The organism is Acidobacteriota bacterium (assembly GCA_026393675.1).
In the GTDB taxonomy this organism is placed as follows: domain Bacteria; phylum Acidobacteriota; class Vicinamibacteria; order Vicinamibacterales; family JAKQTR01; genus JBAXOX01.
On sequence record JAPKZQ010000042.1, the window covers coordinates 91861 to 113965 of the forward strand.

23 protein-coding genes are annotated in these 22105 nt (G+C 65.2%); 9 read left to right on the forward strand and 14 right to left on the reverse strand.

Annotation, left to right across the window (positions count from 1 at the left end; genetic code table 11):
• Window positions 1-21: 21 nt before the first annotated feature.
• The 3 genes from NT151_10610 to NT151_10620 all read right to left on the reverse strand — a co-directional run bounded on the left by NT151_10610 (window position 22) and on the right by NT151_10620 (window position 1960).
• The gene (locus tag NT151_10610) at window positions 22-609 is read right to left on the reverse strand and encodes a hypothetical protein (protein ID MCX6539364.1); all 588 of its coding nucleotides are present in this window, start codon (window positions 607-609) and stop codon (window positions 22-24) included.
• A 98-nt stretch (window positions 610-707) separates the two neighbouring features.
• Window positions 708-1304 carry a hypothetical protein gene (locus tag NT151_10615; protein MCX6539365.1) on the reverse strand — a complete coding sequence of 199 codons (597 nt, stop codon included), beginning with the start codon at window positions 1302-1304 and terminating at the stop codon, window positions 708-710.
• A gap of 5 nt (window positions 1305-1309) precedes the next feature.
• On the reverse strand, window positions 1310-1960 hold the full coding sequence (locus NT151_10620) for an RNA polymerase sigma factor (protein MCX6539366.1): 651 nt from the start codon (window positions 1958-1960) through the stop codon (window positions 1310-1312).
• 333 nt (window positions 1961-2293) lie between these two features.
• On the opposite strand from NT151_10620, the gene lexA reads away from it, so the two are divergent.
• The 9 genes from lexA (at window position 2294) to NT151_10665 (ending at window position 11186) form a co-directional block, all read left to right on the forward strand.
• Entirely contained in the window at window positions 2294-2902 is a 609-nt protein-coding gene (gene lexA / locus NT151_10625) for a transcriptional repressor LexA (GenBank protein MCX6539367.1), read from the forward strand.
• A 27-nt stretch (window positions 2903-2929) separates the two neighbouring features.
• Window positions 2930-3247, forward strand: coding sequence for a DUF3467 domain-containing protein (locus NT151_10630; protein MCX6539368.1), 318 nt, complete (start codon window positions 2930-2932; stop codon window positions 3245-3247).
• 78 nt (window positions 3248-3325) lie between these two features.
• Window positions 3326-4057, forward strand: coding sequence for an endonuclease III (gene nth, locus NT151_10635; protein ID MCX6539369.1), 732 nt, complete (start codon window positions 3326-3328; stop codon window positions 4055-4057).
• Window positions 4054-4467: a metallopeptidase family protein gene (locus NT151_10640; protein MCX6539370.1), complete on the forward strand. Its 414-nt coding sequence runs from the start codon at window positions 4054-4056 to the stop codon at window positions 4465-4467. The genes nth and NT151_10640 overlap by 4 nt, the downstream gene beginning before the upstream one ends.
• Window positions 4464-5291, forward strand: a complete 828-nt coding sequence (gene rsmA, locus NT151_10645; GenBank protein ID MCX6539371.1) for a 16S rRNA (adenine(1518)-N(6)/adenine(1519)-N(6))-dimethyltransferase RsmA — start codon at window positions 4464-4466, stop codon at window positions 5289-5291. The genes NT151_10640 and rsmA overlap by 4 nt, the downstream gene beginning before the upstream one ends.
• 265 nt (window positions 5292-5556) lie before the next feature.
• Window positions 5557-7254, forward strand: a complete 1698-nt coding sequence (locus tag NT151_10650) for a ribonuclease J (GenBank protein MCX6539372.1) — start codon at window positions 5557-5559, stop codon at window positions 7252-7254.
• Between the two features lie 4 nt (window positions 7255-7258).
• Entirely contained in the window at window positions 7259-9631 is a 2373-nt protein-coding gene (locus NT151_10655; GenBank protein MCX6539373.1) for a DNA translocase FtsK, read from the forward strand.
• 4 nt (window positions 9632-9635) lie between these two features.
• Entirely contained in the window at window positions 9636-10910 is a 1275-nt protein-coding gene (locus NT151_10660; GenBank protein MCX6539374.1) for an N-acetylmuramoyl-L-alanine amidase, read from the forward strand.
• A 27-nt stretch (window positions 10911-10937) separates the two neighbouring features.
• Window positions 10938-11186: a hypothetical protein gene (locus NT151_10665; GenBank protein ID MCX6539375.1), complete on the forward strand. Its 249-nt coding sequence runs from the start codon at window positions 10938-10940 to the stop codon at window positions 11184-11186.
• Here the strand turns inward: NT151_10665 and NT151_10670 are convergent.
• The 11 genes from NT151_10670 to NT151_10720 form a co-directional block, all read right to left on the reverse strand.
• Complete coding sequence (locus tag NT151_10670) at window positions 11167-12714, reverse strand: leucyl aminopeptidase (GenBank protein ID MCX6539376.1); 1548 nt, start codon at window positions 12712-12714, stop codon at window positions 11167-11169. The two genes, NT151_10665 and NT151_10670, sit on opposite strands and share 20 nt — an antisense overlap.
• Window positions 12715-12742: 28 nt before the next feature.
• Window positions 12743-14146 (reverse strand): hypothetical protein, encoded by a 1404-nt coding sequence (locus tag NT151_10675; protein ID MCX6539377.1) that lies wholly within the window; start codon window positions 14144-14146, stop codon window positions 12743-12745.
• A 3-nt stretch (window positions 14147-14149) separates the two neighbouring features.
• Window positions 14150-14662 carry a hypothetical protein gene (locus NT151_10680; GenBank protein MCX6539378.1) on the reverse strand — a complete coding sequence of 171 codons (513 nt, stop codon included), beginning with the start codon at window positions 14660-14662 and terminating at the stop codon, window positions 14150-14152.
• Between the two features lie 85 nt (window positions 14663-14747).
• On the reverse strand, window positions 14748-15368 hold the full coding sequence (locus tag NT151_10685; protein MCX6539379.1) for a sigma-70 family RNA polymerase sigma factor: 621 nt from the start codon (window positions 15366-15368) through the stop codon (window positions 14748-14750).
• Between the two features lie 306 nt (window positions 15369-15674).
• A complete protein-coding gene (locus tag NT151_10690; protein ID MCX6539380.1) occupies window positions 15675-16322 on the reverse strand; it encodes a CoA transferase subunit B in 648 nt (215 codons plus the stop codon).
• A gap of 29 nt (window positions 16323-16351) precedes the next feature.
• Complete coding sequence (locus NT151_10695) at window positions 16352-17047, reverse strand: CoA transferase subunit A (GenBank protein MCX6539381.1); 696 nt, start codon at window positions 17045-17047, stop codon at window positions 16352-16354.
• Window positions 17048-17122: 75 nt separating this feature from the next.
• The gene (locus NT151_10700; GenBank protein ID MCX6539382.1) at window positions 17123-18025 is read right to left on the reverse strand and encodes a prephenate dehydrogenase/arogenate dehydrogenase family protein; all 903 of its coding nucleotides are present in this window, start codon (window positions 18023-18025) and stop codon (window positions 17123-17125) included.
• A 5-nt stretch (window positions 18026-18030) separates the two neighbouring features.
• Window positions 18031-19074: a 3-deoxy-7-phosphoheptulonate synthase gene (aroF, locus tag NT151_10705; GenBank protein MCX6539383.1), complete on the reverse strand. Its 1044-nt coding sequence runs from the start codon at window positions 19072-19074 to the stop codon at window positions 18031-18033.
• A 71-nt stretch (window positions 19075-19145) separates the two neighbouring features.
• On the reverse strand, window positions 19146-19940 hold the full coding sequence (gene trpA / locus NT151_10710) for a tryptophan synthase subunit alpha (protein MCX6539384.1): 795 nt from the start codon (window positions 19938-19940) through the stop codon (window positions 19146-19148).
• Window positions 19941-19945: 5 nt separating this feature from the next.
• Window positions 19946-21178, reverse strand: a complete 1233-nt coding sequence (trpB, locus tag NT151_10715; protein ID MCX6539385.1) for a tryptophan synthase subunit beta — start codon at window positions 21176-21178, stop codon at window positions 19946-19948.
• The gene (locus tag NT151_10720) at window positions 21175-21813 is read right to left on the reverse strand and encodes a phosphoribosylanthranilate isomerase (protein ID MCX6539386.1); all 639 of its coding nucleotides are present in this window, start codon (window positions 21811-21813) and stop codon (window positions 21175-21177) included. The genes trpB and NT151_10720 overlap by 4 nt, the downstream gene beginning before the upstream one ends.
• Window positions 21814-22105 lie beyond the last annotated feature (292 nt).

Genomic DNA, 22105 nt, shown 5'->3' on the forward strand with positions numbered 1-22105 from the left:
CCAGAGTCGAGTCTAGCACGGTCACGGCACGCGAATCTGCTTCGAGGTCGTCGAGGGCGGAGCGGGCGCCAGTTTCTTGATGGGCGCCTCAGGTTCCTTCTGCCGGGCCGCATTCGCCCGTCTCGCCTGCATCACCAGCTCCAGCTTTCGACGCTCCATCTGAACCTCGAAGACTCGGAATCGCGCCTGCTGCTTCACGTCCAGCGCCTGATCGATCGAGTCGTATGCCTTCCGCAGTTCGGCAGCGGCGCGTCCGGCCAGATCCTGAAGGGCCTTGAGCTTCTCCCGAACCTGCGCCTCGTCGAACTGCGCGTTCGGTCCTGTGAGACGACCCAATTCCGCCACGAGTTGGTTGTGCGCCTGCTCGTTGCGCTGGCGCGTCTGCTGCAGCGCTCTTAGTTTCGGCAGGAACTGCGTGAACTGGTCGTCGTCCAGCTTCAGGGCTTCTTGCGCGCGGATGACGATGTACGCGTCGAACAGCCGCTGGACCTCTGCCGGCCCGGATTGGTCGGCGCGGGCAGCGGGCCCGGCCCCTCTGGGCGGTTGCCTCTGCGTTTGCGCGGCCGCGGTACCCGCGGCGACCACGACGATCAGGACGAAGACCGCCATCAAACGCCCAAAACGTTCATGGCACGATGAAGATTGCGGGGTCATGCGTTGAATACTCCACCTGTCGAGGATCGGGATCGGGATCGGGATCGGGATCGTTATGGTGACACGCCGGGCTCGTCCATCTCCGCCTTCAGCAGCCGCGCCAATTCGGCCTTCTCCGCCTCCGTGAGCGATTCGAGCGCCCGATCGGCCGAACCGATCGTCGCCGGCATGTCAGCGGCCGACATCTCATCGGCTGCCACATCGGCCATCACCTGCGAGATCAGCGCCCACGGCTCGTCGTTGTCGGGAAAGGCCAGTTGAGGTTCAACCTGAATGACAACCGGGACAGCCGCCGCGCCAGCCGCCGGAGGCTGGGGCTGGTGGCTGTTCTGCCACTGGGTCAGACCGACCAGGGCGACCAGCACGATGGCTGAACCCACGGGCACTGCACGCCAGACCCAGGACAAACCGGCCCACGAACGCTCGGGCGCGGGCGCGCGCCGCACGGATTCGCCCACACGAGTGGAGAATGGCGTCCAGAACAGTGGCGACGGCTCCGGGATCTCATCGGTCGACGCAAGTAAGGTCGCGTGCCGGGCATCCTCCACCAGGGCGCGACACGCCTCACACGATTCGGCGTGGCGGACCAGGTGCCTTCGGGCGCAGCCGTCCAACACATCGACGACGTCTTCTGGTGCCAGATGGCTCATATGCGTCACCCGAGATCCTGCTTCGCCAACGCCCGCTTGAGGTTGCCAAGCGCGTGGAAGAAGTTGGCCTTCACCGCGCCCTCCGACGTCTGCAGCACACCAGCGATTTGCTTGTGCGACAGTTCCTGATAGACGCGCAGGATGAGCGTCGCGCGCTGTTTGCGCGGCAGCCGCGCCACGGCCGCCCGCACCCGCCGGGCTCGTTCCTCCCGCAGCACCGCACCAGCGGCGTCCTCTCCCCGCGCCGGCAGAGGAGCCGTCTCATCGAGCGAGGTCAGCACAGGCGTCCGAATCGACACCTTGTTGAGGCACACATTCACGCCGATGCGGTAGAGCCAGGTGGCCAGCGACGAGTCCCCGCGGAATCGGCGAAGGCCTCGATAGGCGCGCAGGAACACGTCCTGCGACAAGTCCGTCGCGTCTTCGTGCCGCCCGACGAACCGATAACACAGCCGGTAGACCGTGCGGCGATGCCGCTCGACGATCACGTCGAACGCCTCGGTCCGCCCGTCCAGGCACGCCCGCACGAGCGCCGCGTCGTCACACTCCCCCAACGGCGGATTGGCGTCGGTGCCCGCCGTCGAGTCGCTCACCACGCTGCCGATCCAGTTGATCGGGATCGCTTCAGCCCCGCACGTCGCTGTTGCATCCGCCATCTCGCGCTCGGTCCTCTCGTACCAATCGCGTCGCTCGGAACCTGTACTGGCGCTGAACGTCGAGGCGCCGGCAGGACCATCGCCCCATGCCTGAATAGACCGAGAAAGCGAAGAGAAAGTGACATTGGCGAGGCCCATCGTAGCATGGCGTTTGACTTTCGCCTTTCCTTTGCATAGAGTGGTTCGCGTACTTCGCCTCAGTCCTTCGACTCGTAGGTCCGGCAAGGGACCTACTCGCTCAGGACTGAGTGCTGAGCGAGCATGTTTCATCGGATCGACTCGTACGATTAGGCTGCTGCGGTTGCGAGTCGAAGCACTCAGGAGGGCGCTCACGTGGCCTTTCCACTTACACGACGCCAGAGGGAAATCCTCGACTACCTCGGAGAATTCATCCAGCAGCACGGCTATGCCCCGAGCCTCGAAGAAATCGGCCGGCGCTTCGGATTGTCTTCACTGGCCACCGTGCACAAGCACCTGACCAACCTGCAGGAGAAGGGCTTCATTCGCCGTGCGTGGAACCGCAGCCGGTCGGTTGAACTGGTGCCGACACGTGGCGGTGGCCGGGCAGTTGAGTTGCCGCTGCTCGGGTTTGTCGCGGCCGGCGTGCCTATCGAGGCCGTCGCCACATCCGAGTCGATCGCGGTGCCCGAAGATCTGGTCGGCAAACGCGACACGTACGTGCTGAAGGTCCGCGGCGATTCGATGATCGACGAGCAGATTCGCGACGGCGACTTCGTGGTCGTCGAGGATCGAAAAACCGCCGAGAACGGAGAGATGGTGATTGCGCTGCTCGGCGGGTCGGACGTCACGTTGAAGAAGTTCTACCGCGAAGACGGGCGCATCAGGCTCCAGCCGGCCAACCCGGCCATGCAGCCGCTGCTGGTGACACCAGACCAACTGCAGATTCAGGGCGTGGTCGTCGGTGTCATGCGAAAATACTGACATTTTCATCTCATCGGGAGTGCCTTCATGGCTGACGAATCGCGTCAGGTCAACTTCACCATCGTTCCAGCCGACTCGGCCGATCAGGAACGCACGTATGCCAACTTCTGCGCCGTCTCCCACACGCCGTTCGACTTCACGCTCACGTTCTGTGAAGTGCTGCCGCTCTCGGAACAGGATGTGAAGCACGCCGAGGCCGACCATGTCGTCCGCGCGCCCGTGCGCGTCAAGGTCGTGGTTCCGGTCCAGGTGATGCCCAGCCTGATCGCGGCGCTTCAAGATCAGTTCCGGTCGTTCAACGAGTCGTACGCCAACGTGGGCTGGTCGAAGGGACCGGTGCATTAGGAGCTTCGCTGATCGGGATTCGGGGTTCGGGATTCGGGAGTCGGGATTCGGGAGTCGGGGTCGGGAGCCAACCGGCACGTGAAAACCGCTGAAGTGGTTCAGGGCGTTCTCGAGGCGCTGTCGCGCCAGCACCCCGGTGCCGACACGGAGCTGCGCCACGGAAACGCCTTCGAGTTGCTGGTTGCCACCATCCTCTCGGCCCAGGCCACCGATGTCGGCGTGAACCGGGTCACGCCGGATCTATTCGCCCGGTACCCCGACGCGGCCACGCTGGCCTCGGCGGCGCAGGAAGATGTGGAGCGGCTGGTCAAATCGACGGGCTTTTTCCGTCAGAAGACCCGCGCCATCATCGGAATGTCGCAGGCGCTGATCGAGCGGCATGGTGGTGACGTGCCGCGCACCATGGACGCGCTCGTCAAACTGCCGGGCGTCGGGCGGAAAACGGCCAACGTCGTCCTGGGCCACGCGATGGGCATTCCCGGACTGGCCGTCGATCGGCACGTGCTGCGCGTGAGCAATCGCATCGGCATCGCGTCGTCCGATGATCCCGAACGCGTCGAACAGCAGTTGACCGGCGCGCTACCACCTGGGTGGTGGACGCGTGCAGCCGACACCATGACGCTCCACGGGCGCCGGATCTGCAAGCCCACGCCGCAATGCGAGCGCTGTGCGGTCAATGCGCTGTGCGATTTCCGTCGCTCGACTGGACGCGCAGCCCGAGCGCCCGTGGTAAGCAAACACTCCCCAGCTCCAGCCAGATCGCGCGGGCGACGTCCCGCAGCCACTGGCCGGCGCACTCCCAAGCGATGACCCGGGCGCGCTTCGAGCAACTCGTGGCCAACGCGGTGCAGACGATTCCCCGGCGTTTCCGACAGCAGATCCAGAACCTCGCCATCATCGTCGAAGACGAGCCCGACGACGAATTGCTCGACGACATGGAGATCGAGCCGCCGGACACGTTGTTCGGCCTCTACCAGGGCACGCCGTTGACGGAACGGCGGTGGGATCACGGCAATGTGCTCCCGGATCGGATCGTGCTGTACCAGGGCCCGATCGAGGACGTCTGCGAATCAGACGACGAGGTCGTCGCCACCATTGGCGAGACGTTGATTCACGAGGTCGGTCATTACTTCGGCATGACCGAAGAAGAACTCGAGGAGATCGAAGAGCGATACTGGCGCAGCTATGACGTGGGCAGCGGGCCGGAGGACAACCGATGACGACGGCCCGGCGGCGCTTCGGACAGCACTTTCTGGAACCAGTCTGGATCGACAAGGTGCTGGCTGCGGCCGGCCCCAGAGCCGGCGACCATTTCGTCGAGATTGGTCCAGGCCGGGGCGCTATCACGCGGCCGCTCGCCGAACGGGTGGCAAGCGTCACGGCCATCGAGCTCGATCGCGATCTGGTGACGTGGCTGGAACCGCGCGTCGCTCGAAACGTCAGGGTGCTGTCGGGCGACTTCCTCACGCTGACGCGAGACGCGATCTTCTCCGGTGTGAGACCGGATGAATCGGTTCGCATCATTGGCAATCTGCCCTACAACGTGTCGTCCCCGATCCTGTTCCGCCTGCTCGAACTCCATCGCGAGACAGGCCGACTGATTGACGCGTCGCTGATGCTCCAGCGCGAAGTCGCCGATCGCATCGCGGCCGCACCGGGTTCACGGGAGACTGGCGTGTTGTCGGTCATGGTCCAACTCGATGCCGACGTCGAGACCGTCCTGACGCTGCCGCCGGGCGCCTTCCGGCCTGCTCCGAAGGTGTGGTCAGCGGTCGTGCGGGTACGGTTCAGGCCCCCGATTGTGCCGATTTCGGCCGACTCGAGGCGGCTGTTCGAGACCCTGGTTCGATCGATCTTCGCCCAGAGAAGAAAGACTCTGGCCAACTCCCTCCGCGCGCTGGCCACCTCGCTCGGCGCAGAGCCGAGAATGGTGCTCCTCTCGGCAGGCATTGACCCGTCCCGACGGCCCGAGACGCTGCATCTTGTGGACCTGGCGAAGCTTGCGGACACGCTGCGGTCGTTATCCCGACCTTCTGTGGTATAGTCCGCCTATCGCGTTTGGCTGGATCTTGCCTGCCTTCAAGGCTATCCCAGCGGCCCTGACAGGTCCCGATCGAGCCGATACCGTCACCGGGCGTCCCGCGCCCGTTGAGGCGGTGTGTTGGTCTTGTCCCCCAAAGGACGGACCGGCGCATCCTGGTATCGATCGGTCACGAGTAATGGACGTCCGGGTTCCGGGCTGATTCGTTGACGAGAAGAGAACTGGATCCGCGGCGACTGCTTTGCCGCCGGGTCTGGAGAGGACGCTGATGTCCGACCAGTCGGCTGTACCTGTTTGCGCCCAGCCCCTGCTCGAAGTCGTGCCTCTCGGCGGCCTCGGAGAGTTCGGCCTCAATATGATGGCCGTCTCCTACGCCGACACCCTGCTCATCGTGGATGCCGGTTCCATGTTCCCGGAGCCCGAACTGCTGGGCGTCGATCTCATCATCCCGGATCTGACCTACCTCCAGCAGCACGCCGCCCACACGTCCGCGGTCGTCTTGACGCACGGCCACGAAGATCACATCGGCGCGCTCTCGCATGTCATGCGTACGGTCAAGGGCCCGGTGTACGGTACGCCGCTCACGCTGGCGCTGGCCGAGTCGAAACTCGCTGAGCACAACCTTGACACGGGGGACCGCTTGATTGGCGTGCGGCCGCGCGATAAGGTCGTCGTCGGCGACTTCACGGTCGAGTTCCTGCGGGTCACGCACAGCATGCCGGATTGCGTCGCGATCGCGATCCATACACCGGTCGGCATCATCATCTGCACGGGCGACTTCAAGATCGATCAGACACCGATCGACGGTGAGCACTTCGATTTCCACCGGCTGGCGCAGTTGGGCAGCGAGGGGGTCCTGGCGCTGTTCTCGGACAGCACGAACATCGAACGCCCCGGCTTCACGGGCTCGGAACTCTCCGTCATCGAGGCGTTCGAGGAGATCTTCTCGAGCACCAAGGGCAAGATTGTCGTGACGTCGTTTGCGACAAGCATCTTCCGTATCCAGCTCCTGGTGAATCTCGCGGCGCAGTTCAACCGCAAGGTCGCCTTCGTTGGCCGCGGCATGGTGGAAACCTCGCAGATTGCCCAGCGACTTGGCTATCTCAAAGTGCCCGCCGGCCTGGCGATCCGCGATGTGGAGGTGAAGTCGCACGCGCCGGAATCCGTGCTGTGCCTGGTGACCGGCAGCCAGGGCGAGCCGCTGTCGGCGCTCTCCCGTATCGCCATCAACGATCACCGGCACGTCAGTTTGTCTCCCGAAGACGTCGTGGTGTTCTCGGCACGGGAAATTCCTGGCAACGAACGATCGATCGACCGCGTCGTCAACCATATCGCCCGGCGCGGGGCCGAGATTATCAACCAGGGCGACAAGCACGTCCACGTCTCCGGACACGCCAGCGAAGAAGAACTCAAGCTGATGCTCTCGCTGGTGCGGCCGCGGTGTTTCGTGCCCATTCACGGCTCGTTCAGGCAACGATCCCGACATGCGCGCGTGGGCGAGCGGTTGACACGGGACCTGCCCGACCGGGTCAAGGTGCTCGTTGCGGAAAACGGCGACCTGCTGAGCTTTGACCGCGCCGGCGGCTCGATCACCGGCAAGGTCCCAACCGGGCGGGTGCTCATCGATGGCTCGGCGATCAGCGGCCTGGGCGAAGAGGTGCTGCGGGACCGCCGGCATCTCGCCGAGGACGGCCTGATCGTGCCGGTGATTGCGATCAACAAGCAGACCGGGATGATTGAAGGTGTGCCGGAGATCATCACCAGGGGGCTCGCCATGGAGCAGGGCGACGACAGCCCGCTGCGTGACGCCGCCAGGCTCATCGCCGAGCTGCTGGAATCGGCCAGCGTCGAGGAGCGGACCGACTACGGCATGATGAAAGACAAACTGGGCGTCGAACTGCGGCGCTTTATCCGAAAGCGCTTCGGGCAGCGGCCGCTGGTGCTGCCCGTGATCATGGAGATTTGAGTCGGTGGCTGCTTCCTCAACCCTCTCGCGCCGGGTGAGCGAAATCGTCGGCGTGCTGCTGTTCGGGCTCACGCTGATGTGGCTGGTCGCGCTGGCGACCTACGTCGCGACCGATCGGGCGTGGTTCTTCAACCCGAACCCGATCGGGCCGGCGGCCAACCTCATCGGCACCGCGGGTGCGTTCGTCGCCGAACTGTCGTACCAGGTGGTCGGGTACGCGGCCTACCTGTTCCCCATGCTCGCGGCCGCCATCGGTTGGCATCGGTTCTGGTGCCGCAAGATCGATTCGATCCTGACCAAGCTCGTTGGCGTCGCTCTCCTCTTCTGCTCGTCGAGTGCGTTTCTCAGCCTCGCGCTGTCGTCGGCTCGCACGACCGGACAGTCGTTCGAGCCGGGGGGATGGCTGGGCGATCAACTCGGATGGGCCCTGGCCGCCTCGTTCAACCGCACGGGCTCGTCGATTATCCTGCTGACGCTGTTCTTCTTCGGGATCATCCTGTCGACCCACTTCTCGTTCGGCCGCATGTTTTCGGCCATCTCGGCCGCGGCGCGAGGCTGGGCGGAGCGCCGGGTGGACGCCTACCAGACGTGGCGCGTGGAGCGTAAGCGAGACCGCCAGCGACGCGACATCGTGGCTAAGCACGCGAAGCAGCGAGCTGACAAGGCGCCGCTTCCGGAAGCTGCGAGGGCCGCTACGCCGCCTGTCGCGTCCCCGTCAAACGGCAGCAAATCCGCGCCGGCCGCCACGGCGACCCAGCCGCGGTCCGCGAGGCTGCCCGAGCCCCAACCGCCCGCACCGGCGCAGAGCGGCGGCGCGTGGCCTGGCAATCGGAAGGCCCCCGCCATCCAGGTGGTCCCGCCGACGGCATTGCCTGCTGCCCAGGTCGCCGAGACCGGTCGCACGCCTGCCGAGAAGAAACGGGGCGGAGCCTCCCTGCCGCCCGTGACACTGCTGGACGCGCCGCGAACCGAACGGAAGATCGACGAACGCGAACTGATGGAGTCGGCCCACCTGCTGCAGGAGAAGTGCGCCGAGTTTGCGGTGGCCGGGTCCGTGGTGCAGATTCACCCGGGTCCGGTGGTCACGACCTTCGAGTTCAAGACCGAGGCGGGCGTGAAATACAGCAAGGTGACAGGCCTGGCCGACGACCTGTCGCTCGCCATGCGTGCCGAGTCGGTGCTCATCGAACGCATCCCCGGCAAATCGACCGTCGGCATCCAGATTCCGAACCAGAATCGCGAGCCGATTTCGCTGCGCGAATTACTGGAAGCCGATGCTTACCGGCGGTCTGGATCAAAGCTGACGATGGCGCTGGGCAAGACAATTCGCGGCGAGCCGTTCATGTGGGACCTCGCCACGATGCCCCACCTGCTGATCGCGGGAGCCACAGGCACCGGCAAGTCGGTCGCGATCAACTCGATGCTCACGAGCATCCTGTTCCGGGCCACGCCTGATGACGTGCGGCTGATCCTGATCGATCCGAAGCGGCTCGAGCTCGGCATGTACGAACAAATCCCGCACCTGCTGACCCCGGTCGTCGTGGATCCCAAACAGGCGGCCAACGCGTTGCACTGGGCCGTACGAGAGATGGAAGAACGCTACAAGACACTGGCGGCCGAAGGGGTGCGCAACATTGATCAGTTCAATCGCAACGTGCGTTACCAGGCCGAAGGCAAGCTCACACCGCGCGAAGGCGCCGCCATCCCGAAGCCGCTGCCCTACATCGTCATCGTCATCGACGAACTGGCGGACCTGATGATGGTGGCCGGCAACGAGGTCGAACTGTCGATCTGCCGGCTGGCGCAGATGGCACGCGCGGTGGGTATCCACCTGCTGCTGGCCACGCAGCGCCCCTCGGTCGATGTGATTACCGGCGTCATCAAGGCCAACCTGCCGGCGCGCATCTCGTTCCGGGTGTCGTCAAAAGTCGATTCCCGGACGATTCTCGACGCCAACGGAGCGGAACAGCTCCTGGGCAAGGGCGACATGCTGTTTCTCCCGCCGGCTTCGTCTCGTCTCATCCGTCTCCACGGCCCGTACATCTCGGAACAGGAGTCGGCGAGGCTGGCGGCGTTTCTCAGACGGCAAGGGCAACCGGTGTACGACGAGACGATCACGGCCGAGGATAAACCGCAGGAGTCCATCGAATTCGAGAAAGACGATCTCTACGACGAGGCGGCGCGCATCGTCGTAGGCAGCGGACAGGCGTCGATTTCCTACCTGCAGCGGCGTCTGCGCATCGGGTTCAGTCGGGCCGGGCGGCTGGTCGACATGATGGAAGCCGAGGGGATCGTCTCGGCGGCCGCCGGCGGCAAACCTCGCGAAGTCCTCGTCGACAAGGGGTACTTCGATGACGTGGATCAGCATCCCCGTTAGCACCGTGACGACCCGTTTATTCTCGATCGCGCGAGCACGACACGTGGTACTGGTGGTGGTGTGCCTGCTGGCGATGGAATCTGCTGGCACAACGGTTTCGGCGCAGACGCCGTCCGCGCGGGACCTCTACCAGGCTGCGCAGGCGAGCGATCGCGAAGCCCGGGTCGCCCTGGCCCAGTCGTCCGATCGGCCCGACGCGACGCTCAGCCTGGTGCGTGTTGCCATGCGGGCCTACAAGACCGTCGTGCTGCGCCACCCGACCAGCGGCTACTGCGACGATGCACTCTGGTACGGCGCGCAGTTGGGGGCAGACGCGTTCGCGCGATTTGGACAGGAACGCGATCGGAAGTCGACCGTCGCGCTGCTGAAGCTGCTACAGTCCGAATACCCCGCTAGTCCGTTCATCCCTCGCGTCGAGGAGAAGCTCGACCACCTCGTGGCGCCAGAAGGGGCGACCACGGCCCCGGCCCGATCGGCTGCGGCGGCGGGGTCGCCACCTGCCACGCCCGCCACCAACAGCCGCGGCGGATATTCCATCGCGCGCCAGCTCGGTCTGCGCGTCGGCCGTGTTGTGATTGATCCCGGGCATGGCGGATCGGATCCGGGTGCGCTCGGCGCGGACATCTCGGAAGCGGCGATCACGCTCGATATCGCCCTCAAGCTGGAGGCCCTGCTCGCGCAGGCCACCGGAGTCGACGTGGTGCTGACGCGCCGGTCGGATGTCTATGTCGGGCTGCAGGAACGCACGGCGATCGCCAATCGCGACGGTGCGGACCTGTTCGTATCCATCCATGTCAACGCGAATCGCGATCGATCAATCCAGGGGATCGAGACCTTCCTGCTGAATTTTGCGTCGACGCCTGGCGCCGCCGCCGTGGCCGCCCGCGAGAACGCCGGGTCGACCACCACGATGAGCCGCCTGGATACGATGGTGAAGCAGATTGCGCTCACCAACAAGCTCGACGAATCGCGGGATCTGGCGGCGCAGTTGCAGGCGGCCCTAGTCAAGCGACTGCGTGGCACCGACAAGGGGCTGAGGAATCTCGGCGTCAAGCAGGTGCCGTTTGTCGTGCTCATTGGAGCCTCGATGCCGAGCGTGCTGGTCGAAGTGGCCTTTCTGACCAACCGCCACGAGGGCCAGTTGCTCGCAACCAAAGCCTATCGTCAGCGTATTGCCGAATCGCTGTCAGATGGGGTGACCCGGTACCTGCGGTCGTTGAAGAAGGGCGACGGCGTCGCTGGCCTCCCGTCCGAGAAGTCCGCTGCCAAGCTGCGCTAATCGACCAGTAGAATAGATCCCGACCTCATGATCCAACTGCAGCCCATCACGCCGACCATTGTGCAGATTGTTCCGCCACTCACGCAGGGAGTTGGCGTCCTCGATGTGCTGGTGGGTTCGCTCGGGCTGACGGGCGTGATTGCCCTGGGATCGGTCGTGCTGGGCGCGGCACTCGGCGCGCTCATCATTGGCTACAAGAAATGGCGCGCGAACAAATCCGACGCCGATGGCAGCTCGGATCTGACGCGACTTGATCTCAGCTCGCGTCCCCGCTGAGATCCGCGGCCCATTCCTCTGCCGTGAATGCCAGTTCGGCCAGCGTCCGCACCGTGACGCCCGTCGGCCCTTTGGGCTGATGCGGCTGCGCCTCCTCTGCCCACGCCGTGCTGCCAATATCGAGGTGTGCCCACGGCAGGCCGCCCGTAAACTCCTTGAGGAACACCGCGGCGGTAATCGCTCCGGCCGGGCGGCCACCCACGTTGGTGATGTCGGCGATGTCGCTGCGCAGTTGCTCGCGATAGTCCTCGAAGATCGGCATCAGCCAGGTGCGGTCGCCGGCGCGGGCGGCCGTGCGCTGGACCAGCCCCGTCCACCAGTCGGGTGACCCGAACAACCCGGTGGTCGACCGGCCGAGCGCCACGCCAATCGCACCGGTGAGCGTGGCCACGTCAATCAGGTGCGTGGCGCCGAGTTGTCGCGCGTACCACAACGCGTCCCCGAGGATTAGTCGGCCTTCCGCATCGGTATCGAGCACCTCGACGGTCTTGCCCTCGGCGCTGCGCAACACGTCGCCAGGCTTGAGCGCCCTGCCGCCCGGCATGTTCTCCACGAGCGGAACGATGCCTGTCACACGAACATTCGGCTTCAGCGTGGCAATGGCCTTCATCGCCGCCACGACCGCCGCGCCTCCGGACATGTCGCCCTTCATCTTGTGCATGCCCTCGGCCGACTTCAGCGAGATACCGCCTGCATCAAACGTCACGCCCTTGCCCACCAGGCCGAGCAGGACGCCCGGCCGTGGATGCTCGGGCTCATAGCGCATCACGACCATCCGCGGCCGTTCGGCGCTCCCCCGCGCGACGCCGAGCATCAGGCCCATGCTGAGCGCCGCCAATTGGGCCTCTTCGAGCACCTCGATGCCGAGCCCGCACTCCTGAGCCACGGCGACCGCAGCATCGGCAAATGTCGCAGGTGTGACCGCGTTGCCGGGTTCGTTCACCAACGCCCGCGCCAGATTGCTGCACGCGCCGAGCACTGATCCGCGGCGGGCAACCGCCCGTACGTCCTCGGCGGAGTCGTGTGGCGTGCCCTCAGGCATGACGATGACGCCCTGGAGCGATAGAGGCTTCGATTCGGGGTCGGTCTTGTAGCTGCCGGTGTGATACGCGGCCAGCGTCAGCCCTTCGGCAACCGCCTGAACTTCATCGACCGCGCCGCTTCCACCCGAGAGCAGGATCGCCAGGGTCCGCTGCTTCCGATCGCGGGCAGCGAGGGCGGCGGCCGTGGCGGCGCGACGCGAACGATCGGTGGTGTAAGACGAGCGGGATCCAAGGCCCACGAGCATGATGCGCCGGGGCCGCCATGCGTCATCATCGACGGGCGTGAGAAACAGCGTGCCCGGCTTGGCGGTGAATTCCCTGGAGACGATCGCCTCAGACACGCGCCGGGAGGCCACCGGACCGAGCCCGACCATCGGCGCAGCGGCGTCCCCTTCAAACACTGGGACCACCAGCGTGTCCACATCAAGCGAGGACGCCGACGTCGACACAACCTCAATGGGAAGCGACAAATCGTCGAAGTGCATTCCCTGATTATGCACGACGCCGTGAGTCTTAGGTTGGCCTCGGCGATCCGCGCCGACCGAAACGGCTGAGGAGCACGCCCCCGAGCCCCATGGTCCAGGCCACGTACTCGACGACAAAACCGACGAGCAGCACACCGCCCACGACCACACGTAGCGGCATGCCCGCCAGTCCCACGAATCTCGCGACCAGGGTTAGCGCCCAGATGATCGCCAGCCCGACGACAAGCGGCACGATCAGATTCCGAATCTCCCCGCTCCCCCTGCGGCTGATCTTCTGACCAATGGCGCACCCGACGCCGGTAAACCCAAGCAACAGCGCCGCCAGCGCCGTCACCAGCACGAACGGCACCAGCAGCAGGAGCGGGATGCCGATAATCGACACAGCCAGCACTAGCACGGTCAACACCAGCAGCGGCACGAACAGCACTTGGGCAACGAGTCCCGTAAGCGCGGCCCGCCACGGCTCGGCCGCCACCCTCTCGGACACCCGCTGCACGGGTACGGGGAACACGGCAACAATCAGCGCGGCCAGCAATCCAATGACACCGATTCGCACCAGCGTTCCGACCAACTCCACCGACGCCCCAAACGGCGTCGTCCACCACGTCCAATCCCGCCACGGACTGAAGTGCACATAGGGGCGAACCGATGGAATCGTGATCTTCACCTCGTTGATCTGGCCGGACACCCTGGCGTCGGCAGACCGTTCGATGCCGCCGCCGACACTGGTCACGTCGCCGCGCACATCAGCCTTCGGACCGAGGTACACGCCGCCGCCGACGGCGACCACTTCCCCATTCACCTTGCCATCGATGTAGATGGACCCGAGGATGGCGACGACGTCGTTGCCAACCTCCTCGTTCTCCCTGACTCGAATGTCGCCTCCGACTCGCACGCGAGCGCCGCCATACCTGTGGCGATCACGGTTGGCCGACTCGTCATCAGACGAGCGGGAGTCCGATGGGGCTGCAACCTCTGGAGGCTCCGACGTCTTCGGCGCGCCCTTCGCCTGAGGCGCGGGCTCAGCGGGACTGGTCGGCTTTGGACTCTCAAACAGCTGACGCCTCACCGTGGCATCAAGAAACGACAACTGGACGATGAGCTCAGAATCGACACCGACGCGCTGCTTCAGTTCCGAGCCTGTCACGGGACTTCCATCCAGCAGGACCGATCCATCGGAGAGTTCGATGCTGCCGACGTTTTTCAGCGGCGACTTCGGGACAAGGACAAAGCCCTGGCGCAGCAGGAGGACCTGGAACCGTTGCTCGACACGATGCTTCAATTGCTGCAGGTCGGGGCGCACGCCAGGCGGGGTGTCGCCGCCCGACTGCGCCGCGAGACCTCCGGCCATGCCGACGGCCATCACTGCCAGCACAAGCAGCGCCGCGCGGAGTGGGCGGCCGAACAGAGCACGACGAGCATTCGTACGCATCGGTCAATTCTCCTGCGATGCCAGCAGATGCTGCAACGCGGCACACGCGCATGCAGCAACGGCCAGATTCGCGCACACCAACATCGCGGGGCCTGGTGTGATGAGCAGCCGGCCTATCACAACCGCCGCGTGAGCCGCACTTCCCCACATCGTGAGGGCGGTCTCAATCCAGACCACGCTTCCCGTCACAACCTGATCGAGTCCCCAGACGAAGGTCTGGGCGCTGGCGACCGCCGCGAAGAGCATGGATCGCGGCGACCAGGTCCCAAGCACCACGCCGAGCGTCACCATGGAGGCCGCCACGGCAGTCCGCACGCCCCACAACGTCCACCAATCCGCCAGCGGCGGCGTGCGCAACGCCACCTGCGCCATCACGTTGGCGGCAAACCGTCGCGACGGCTGCCGTTTCGGCAGCGCCAGAGCGACAGACGCGAACGCCCGGTCGGCCTCCTCGGACCTCCCGGCCCGTTCCGCCGCCAGCCAGTCGCCGACGATGTCCCGATGGTCAGTTGGCATCGGTCCCTACAACCGGTTTCATAACCCGTTCTCGCGGCCCGAACAAGCCGCCGTACGCAGGTTACGAAACCGTCCCCAGTAATTCCTACGAGGCGGACCCCCTGGAAGGTTGCACCGGACCCGATTCCCGGGCCGATTCGGGTGCCCAGCCAGCCTTTGTCATCAGCCTGGCCAGCTCCTGCCTGGCCCGGTGGAGGTGACTCTTGACCGTGCCCAGCGGCAGATCCAGCGTCTCGGCAATCTCCTCGTACGCCTGGTCTTCCTGGTAGCGGAGCACGATGAGCCGACGGTATTCCGGACGAAGCTGCGCCAGTGCCCGATCGAGATCCCGAGCCAGATCGGCGCCTTCCGCATGGTCAAACGGCGTCGGTTCCCGCTCGTCAACCAGCAGGTCGCGCAGATCACGGCCCGGCGTATCGACGTCGAACGACACGGTCGGCAGCTTCAGCCTGCGCAGATGATCAATGGCGGTGTTGTGCGCAATCCGGAAAATCCAACTCGAGAACTTGTAGGCGGGATCGAAACTCTTGAGTGCACCGCACGCCTTGACGAAGGCATCCTGGGCCAGTTCTTCGGCCACGCCTGCGTCTCGGACCATCCGCGCGATCAAGTTGAAGACGGAGTGGCTGTAACGGTCCACCAACTCGCGGTAGGCGTCCTGCCGCCCGCGAAGCGCCCCCGCGACCAGATCCGCGTCGGTAGGCATCGCTGCCCCATTCTTCACACGCCGCTCAGTCCTTCGATTCATGAATTCGGCAGCGAATTCATTCCCTCAGGACTGAGTGCTGAGCGAGCATCTTCACGGGATCGCCCTGCAGGAATACGCGACCGCAATTGCGAGTCTAAGTGCCCCGATTCCGAAGTCCGCCGACGTATTCCGGGCGGGGCATCCCGCCTCGCCGCGTTGCTCCTTCCTCGAATATTCCCGATATTCTCGGTCGTCGCGCCTTGCGATCCGGGCGCCGCGCTCCGGACTACTGTTGCCGTACTTCGGAATCGGGGCACTAAGCCCTCAGAACGTCCCGGGCTCGCCGCTCACCAGGAGATGGGCCTCCGTCGCCGCGCGCACCTGGTCAACCGTCACGCCCTCGGCCACTTCATTCAGACGAAGGCCTTCCGGGGTGACCTCGATCACGGCCAACTCAGTCACGATCAGGTCGACGACACCCATGCCTGTCAGCGGCAGCGAACAGGCCTTGAGAATCTTGGGTTCGCCTTCGCGCGTCGTGTGTTCCATGGCGACGATGACGCGGCGCGCGCCGGCCACCAGGTCCATCGCGCCGCCCATGCCCTTCACCATCTTGCCAGGCACCATCCAATTGGCGAGGTTGCCTGCCTGATCAACCTGCAACGCTCCCAGCACGGTCAGATCGATGTGCCCACCGCGAACCATGGCAAACGAATCGGCACTGCTGAAGTAGCTGGCGCCGGCAAGCTCGGTGACCGTCTCCTTGCCCGCGTTAATCAGATCGGCATCGACCTCAGCGTCGGTTGGATAAGGCCCCACGCCCAGCATGCCGTTTTCGGAGTGCAGCGTGATCTGCACATCCGAAGGCACAAAGTTGGCGACCAGCGTCGGCATGCCAATCCCCAGGTTGACGTAGTCACCATCACGAAGTTCCCTCGCGACACGTCGCACGATTCGTTCCCGCTTGTCCACGTCAGTGCTCCTCCGCGTTGCTCGCCGGTCTACGCCTTGCGGGTCGTCCTGCGTTCGATGCGTTTCTGATAGCCCGATCCCTGGAACAGGTGCCGGACGAAAATGCCCGGCGTGTGGACGCCATCGGCGTCGATGCCACCGGGCTCGACCAGGTGCTCCACTTCGGCAATCGTCACCCTGGCGGCCGTGGCCATCATCGGACTGAAGCTGCGCGCCGTCTTCCGGTACACCAGGTTGCCGGCATGATCCCCTTTGTAGGCCTTGATCAGCGCGAAATCGGCCTTGAGCGGCATCTCGAGCACGTAGGGCACGCCGTCGATGATGCGAGTCTCCTTGCCATCCGCCACGATCGTGCCGTAACCAGCCGGCGTGAAGAACCCCCCGATTCCCGCCCCGCCCGCGCGAATCCGCTCGGCGAATGTCCCCTGAGGCACCAGCTCAACGTCGAGTTCGCGGCTCAGATACTGGCGCTCGAATTCCTGGTTCTCGCCGACGTAGGTGGCGACAATGCGGGCGATCTGCCGCGATTCGAGCAGGACGCCCAATCCGAACCCGTCGACCCCGGCGTTGTTGCTGATGATCGTCAGGTTGCGCGTGCCACGCTTACGGAGCGCGCCGATCAGATTCTCGGGAATCCCGCACAGGCCGAATCCCCCGACCATGACCGTGGCGCCATCGGGAATGAGTGCGACCGCCTCGTCGGCGCCGCTGATGACTTTACGCATAGGCGGGATTATAGCGCGGACTATTCACGGCGGTCGAAACAGTGCGACCAAACGGTGCGACGGTCAAGGGTGATGTCAGGAGCGCGACGGCATTTGATCACGCCAGATGGCTGCGGCATCGAAGAGTTCCTCGATGGCCACTCCATCGCCGAGTCGCCCGCGCAGCGCGGTAAGGGCGGCGAGCAACGCATCGATGGCGGCGCCGACATTGTCGGCGTTATCGGCGAACACGTCTTTCCAGGCCTCGGGTGGGCACGCGGCCAGTCTCGTCATGTCGGCCAGGCCCTTGCCCGTCAACGCCAGCCCGTCGGCGCCAATGCCCGCCCCGACCGTCCTCATCAGGGCACTCGCCACCAGTTGCGGAAGGTGATTGAGGTACGCCGCCAGCTGATCGTGTTTCTCGGGCGTCATCTCGATGGGTATGCCCCCAACGCCACGAACAAACTGCGAGAGGCGAGCCACCGACAGTGACGCCCCGTCTGGCGGCGTGAGCACCCAGGGCCGATCGGCAAACAGATCGGCCCGTGCCGACTCGATGCCCCGGCGTGGCGCACCGGCAAGCGGATCACCACCGATGAATCTCAGCCGCGCGGGAAGCGACCGGGCCGCTTCGACAATGGTCCGTTTGGACGCCCCCACATCGGTGACGATGCACTCGCGGTTCAGGTATTCCGGGAGGTCGGCGAGCAGCTTCAGGTTTGCGGCCACTGGGGCGGCGAGCACCACCAGGTCGGCATCGGCAGCCACGACCAGGTCGTCCGCGCCGACGTCAACCGCGTGCAAGTGGACCGCACGCTCCAGCACATCGTTGGTGTCGACGCCAATGACCAGCGCCTTCGGCCAGGCCTGCCTCGCCGCCAGCGCGAGCGATCCGCCGATCAACCCAAGACCGACAATAGCGATCCGCTCGAACAGGGGCTCCGCCTCAGGCAGCCGGCCCGCCTCACGCAACGACAGGCGTCGTCCGCCATCCGTCATTCCCGTCACCAACCGCGTCGCGCCACTGGCTCAACGCAGATCGATCGACCGATGGCCGGCGCGATGATCCGCAATTCGGCCATCAGCCGGTCGAACTGCGATGGGAACAGCGACTGCGCGCCGTCGCTCAACGCGCGGTCGGGATCGACGTGCACCTCGATGATCAGTCCATCGGCGCCGGCCGCCACAGCCGCTCGCGCCATCGGAGCCACCTTGTCGCGGCGTCCCGTGCCGTGACTGGGATCGACGAGGATCGGCAGATGACTCAATTTCTTGACGATGGGAATCGCCGAAATGTCGAGCGTGTTGCGGGTATAGGTTTCAAAGGTCCGAATCCCGCGCTCGCAGAGCATCACATCCATGTTGCCGCCGCCCAGCAGGTACTCAGCCGACAGCAGCCATTCTTCAATGGTCGCGGAGATCCCGCGTTTGAGCAGCACGGGCTTGCGCGTCTTCCCCAGCTCGCGCAGCAGCGAGAAGTTCTGCATATTGCGCGCACCGACCTGGAAAATGTCCGCGTAGCGGTCGACAATGTCGATCTGGCTCGTGTCCATCACTTCGGACACGAGCTTCATGTTCTGGGCTCGCGCCGCGTCGCGTAACATCCGCAGACCGTCCTCACCAAGCCCCTGAAAGCTGTAGGGCGAGCTTCTCGGCTTGAAGGCACCACCCCGCAGCACCTTGGCGCCGGCCCGTCTGACGGCGGCTGCGCTCGCATGGACCTGCTCCTCGGTTTCGGCTGAACACGGTCCGGCCATCACGATGACTTCGTCGCCGCCGATGCGCACATCATCGAGGATGATGACCGTCCCCTGCGGACGGAACGCGCGGCTCGCCAGCTTGTAGGGCTCGGAGATCTGGACGACCTCCTGCACGCCGTCGAACGTCTGGACCAGCTGCGGGTCGCCGCGTGGGCTCTCGCCCACCACACCGAGCAGAGTCCGGTTCGCGCCAATGGAACGATGCACCGCAAAGCCCATCTGCTCCAGGTGCGCGACGACCCGGTCCACCTGTGCAGGAGCCGCGCCTTCTTCCATTACAACAACCACAGTTGGCCACCCTCCGTGTGCATCAAGCCTATATCCGTCACTCTCACGCCGCAACGCGCGTCAGGCACGCGTCAGGCGGGATCACCCTTGAGCTGCCGCACGTACTGTTCCACGCGCGCAACCAGGTCGGGGGACGCGCCGTGCTGTTCGATCACCTTGACGAGGGCGCTCCCGACAACCGCTGCGTCTGCCCATTTGCAGACCTCCGCAACGTGTGCGGCTGTCGAGACGCCGAAGCCGACCGCCACCGGCATGGTTGTCGCTTCGCGAATGCGTGTCACCAAATCCTGGATGCCGAGTGCGAGGACGTCGCGAGCCCCCGTCACCCCCAGACGCGAAATCGCATACACGAATCCGCTGCCGAGTTCACCTGCCCGTCGCATGCGCTCCGGGCTCGTCGTCGGGCTGAGCAGGAAGATCATGTCCAGGCCGACGCCGCGCAGGCAACCTCGAAGCCCCTCGGCTTCTTCCAGCGGCAAGTCCAGAGCAAGGACACCGTCAACCTCCGCCGCGGCCGCACGCGTCGCGAAGCGGTCGAATCCCATTCGATAGAGTGGGTTGGCGTACGAGAACAGGACGATCGGCGCTCGAACGACGGGGCGAATCTGCGCGACCATGTCCAGCACGCCGTCGAGGGTGGCGCCGGCTGCCAAGGCACGTTCACTCGCGCGCTGGATGACCGGACCATCGGCCATAGGGTCAGAAAACGGCACACCGACTTCGAGGACGTCGGCTCCGGCCCGATCGAGTGCCTCGAGAATCTCGCCGCTTCTGGCGAGATCCGGATCGCCGGCCGTGATGTAAGTGACCAGTCCCGGGCGACCCTGTTGACGAAGGCGATCAAACGTGCGCGCGATTCGTGACATCGTCGTCAGTCTCCGACCACGCCGAGTTCGGCGGCAACCGTCTGAACATCCTTGTCGCCACGCCCGGAGAGATTGACGAGGATCGTCCGACCCGGGCCAATCTGCCTGGCGAGAACTGACGCATGCGCGACGGCGTGTGCCGATTCGAGCGCCGGGAGAATGCCCTCGAGGCGAGCCAGGGTCCGGAACGCCTCGAGCGCCTCGGCATCAGACACATGGGTGTATTCGGCACGTCCAACCGCATGCAGCCACGCGTGCTCGGGACCGATAGCCGCGTAGTCGAGACCAGCGGAAATCGAATGGGTGCCCTGGATATTGCCGTGCGGGTCCTGGAGCACCAGCGTGTGGGTACCCTGGAAGATGCCCGGTGCACCGCCGGCCAGCCGCGCGGCATGTTCGCCTGGCGCAATGGCGCGTCCACCGGCTTCGACGCCAATCAGTCGAACCGACGCATCGTCGATGAACGCGTCGAAGATGCCGAGCGCATTGCTGCCGCCTCCCACGCAGGCGACGATGACGTCGGGAAGACCACCAACCAGCGCCTCACACTGTTGTCTGGCCTCGCGACCGATGACGGACTGGAATTCACGAACCATCAGCGGGTATGGATGAGGTCCAAGGACCGATCCGAGCAGGTAGTGTGTGGTATCGACGTTGGTGACCCAGTCGCGCATCGCCTCGTTGATCGCGTCCTTGAGCGTTTTGCTCCCCGCCTCGACGCGGGTGACGCGCGCGCCCAGCAACCGCATCCGCACGACGTTGAGTGCCTGCCGCCGCATGTCTTCGGCGCCCATGTAGACTTCGCAGTCCAGACCGAGCAACGCGCACGCGGTCGCGGCGGCAACGCCGTGCTGTCCAGCGCCAGTCTCGGCGACGACCCGGCGCTTCCCCATCCTGACGGCGAGCAGCGCCTGCCCGATGGCGTTGTTGATCTTGTGCGCGCCGGTGTGGGTCAGATCTTCGCGCTTCAGCAGGATCCGCGCGCCCCCACATTCCGCGGCAAGACGGCGGGCGTCGAAGAGCGGCGTTGGCCGTCCGGCGTACGTCGTCAGCAGCCGGCGCAATTCGTCTCGGAACGATTGGTCGGCGCGGGCCGCCAGGTACGACTCCCGCAATTCAGTGATCGGTGCCATCAACGTCTCTGGCACGAAGCGGCCACCGAAATCGCCGAAGTACCCGCGGGCATCCGGATCGCGAAGGCCGAAACGCGGCTCGACCGCGGACTCGAAGACGCTCATCGTGTTCTCCCACCAGCCGCGCGCGCGACGGCCGCGAAGAAGGCCCTGAGGCGGTCGGCGTCCTTCACGCCAGGTTGACGCTCGACGCCCGACGACACATCGACCGCGTACGGTGCGACGATGTCGATGGCTCGCTCCACGTTGTCAGGCCGAAGACCACCCGCCAGGACGACACGCCGCTTGTTCGCTGCCGCAGCAGCGCGCGTCCAGTCAATCGACTGCCCCGTTCCTCCGCGGCGTTCCGGGTCGAATACGTCCAGCAGCGGCATGACCGTGCTGGGCCATGCCGTCAGCGACGCGGCGTCAAACGCCGCGTCCACGCCGACGGCCTTGATGGTCTGGCAGGGCATCGTCGTCCACTCCTCGGCCGGCTCGTCGCCGTGCAGTTGCACCGCCCCAAGTCCCACTTCCTCGACCACGCGCCGGATCTGGTCGGGCGGCTGATTGACAAACACGCCAACGGCTGTCACAAACCGCGGAAGGGTGGCGACAATCACGCCGGCTCGCTCGGGCGTGATGTACCGTTTGCTTGCCGGCCAGAACACGAACCCAACCGCGTCCGCGCCCAGATCGACTGCGAGTTGAGCGTCGTCGATGCTGGTCAGGCCGCAGATCTTGATTCGGGTACGGCTCACCGTCTCTCCCTTCCAGTAGCGCTCGCTGCGTCCTCGCCACGCTCCTGCGTGACCCCGACGCAGGCCGGGCTGGAGCCCGGCGTTCCCAGGCATTCACCTGTTTACACCCCAACCCCGAATTCCGCTCGCCGCGCCTTAACCCTCAAGCAGACTCCCTGATAGGGGTAGGGAGAGACGATTGTGTTCGTCCCCCCCTCCCTCCGAACTGGACGGGCGGTTCTCCCGCATCCAGCTCTCCAGTTGGTGGTGTCACCTCGATGAGGGGTGACGCGCAGCAGCGTAGGCGTCGACC

What these genes read in the sequence shown, in the direction of transcription:
- NT151_10700 (MCX6539382.1), bottom strand. Translation starts at nt 18,025, where the DNA reads ATGACGGATGGCGGACGACGCCTGTCGTTGCGTGAGGCGGGCCGGCTG.
- trpB (MCX6539385.1), bottom strand. Translation starts at nt 21,178, where the DNA reads ATGAGCGTCTTCGAGTCCGCGGTCGAGCCGCGTTTCGGCCTTCGCGAT.
- NT151_10685 (MCX6539379.1), bottom strand. Translation starts at nt 15,368, where the DNA reads ATGCCTACCGACGCGGATCTGGTCGCGGGGGCGCTTCGCGGGCGGCAG.
- NT151_10650 (MCX6539372.1), top strand. Translation starts at nt 5,557, where the DNA reads ATGTCCGACCAGTCGGCTGTACCTGTTTGCGCCCAGCCCCTGCTCGAA.
- NT151_10695 (MCX6539381.1), bottom strand. Translation starts at nt 17,047, where the DNA reads ATGCGTAAAGTCATCAGCGGCGCCGACGAGGCGGTCGCACTCATTCCC.
- rsmA (MCX6539371.1), top strand. Translation starts at nt 4,464, where the DNA reads ATGACGACGGCCCGGCGGCGCTTCGGACAGCACTTTCTGGAACCAGTC.
- NT151_10670 (MCX6539376.1), bottom strand. Translation starts at nt 12,714, where the DNA reads ATGCACTTCGACGATTTGTCGCTTCCCATTGAGGTTGTGTCGACGTCG.
- NT151_10675 (MCX6539377.1), bottom strand. Translation starts at nt 14,146, where the DNA reads ATGCGTACGAATGCTCGTCGTGCTCTGTTCGGCCGCCCACTCCGCGCG.
- NT151_10620 (MCX6539366.1), bottom strand. Translation starts at nt 1,960, where the DNA reads ATGGCGGATGCAACAGCGACGTGCGGGGCTGAAGCGATCCCGATCAAC.
- NT151_10630 (MCX6539368.1), top strand. Translation starts at nt 2,930, where the DNA reads ATGGCTGACGAATCGCGTCAGGTCAACTTCACCATCGTTCCAGCCGAC.
- NT151_10640 (MCX6539370.1), top strand. Translation starts at nt 4,054, where the DNA reads ATGACCCGGGCGCGCTTCGAGCAACTCGTGGCCAACGCGGTGCAGACG.
- NT151_10680 (MCX6539378.1), bottom strand. Translation starts at nt 14,662, where the DNA reads ATGCCAACTGACCATCGGGACATCGTCGGCGACTGGCTGGCGGCGGAA.
- NT151_10615 (MCX6539365.1), bottom strand. Translation starts at nt 1,304, where the DNA reads ATGAGCCATCTGGCACCAGAAGACGTCGTCGATGTGTTGGACGGCTGC.
- NT151_10610 (MCX6539364.1), bottom strand. Translation starts at nt 609, where the DNA reads ATGGCGGTCTTCGTCCTGATCGTCGTGGTCGCCGCGGGTACCGCGGCC.
- trpA (MCX6539384.1), bottom strand. Translation starts at nt 19,940, where the DNA reads ATGTCACGAATCGCGCGCACGTTTGATCGCCTTCGTCAACAGGGTCGC.
- NT151_10665 (MCX6539375.1), top strand. Translation starts at nt 10,938, where the DNA reads ATGATCCAACTGCAGCCCATCACGCCGACCATTGTGCAGATTGTTCCG.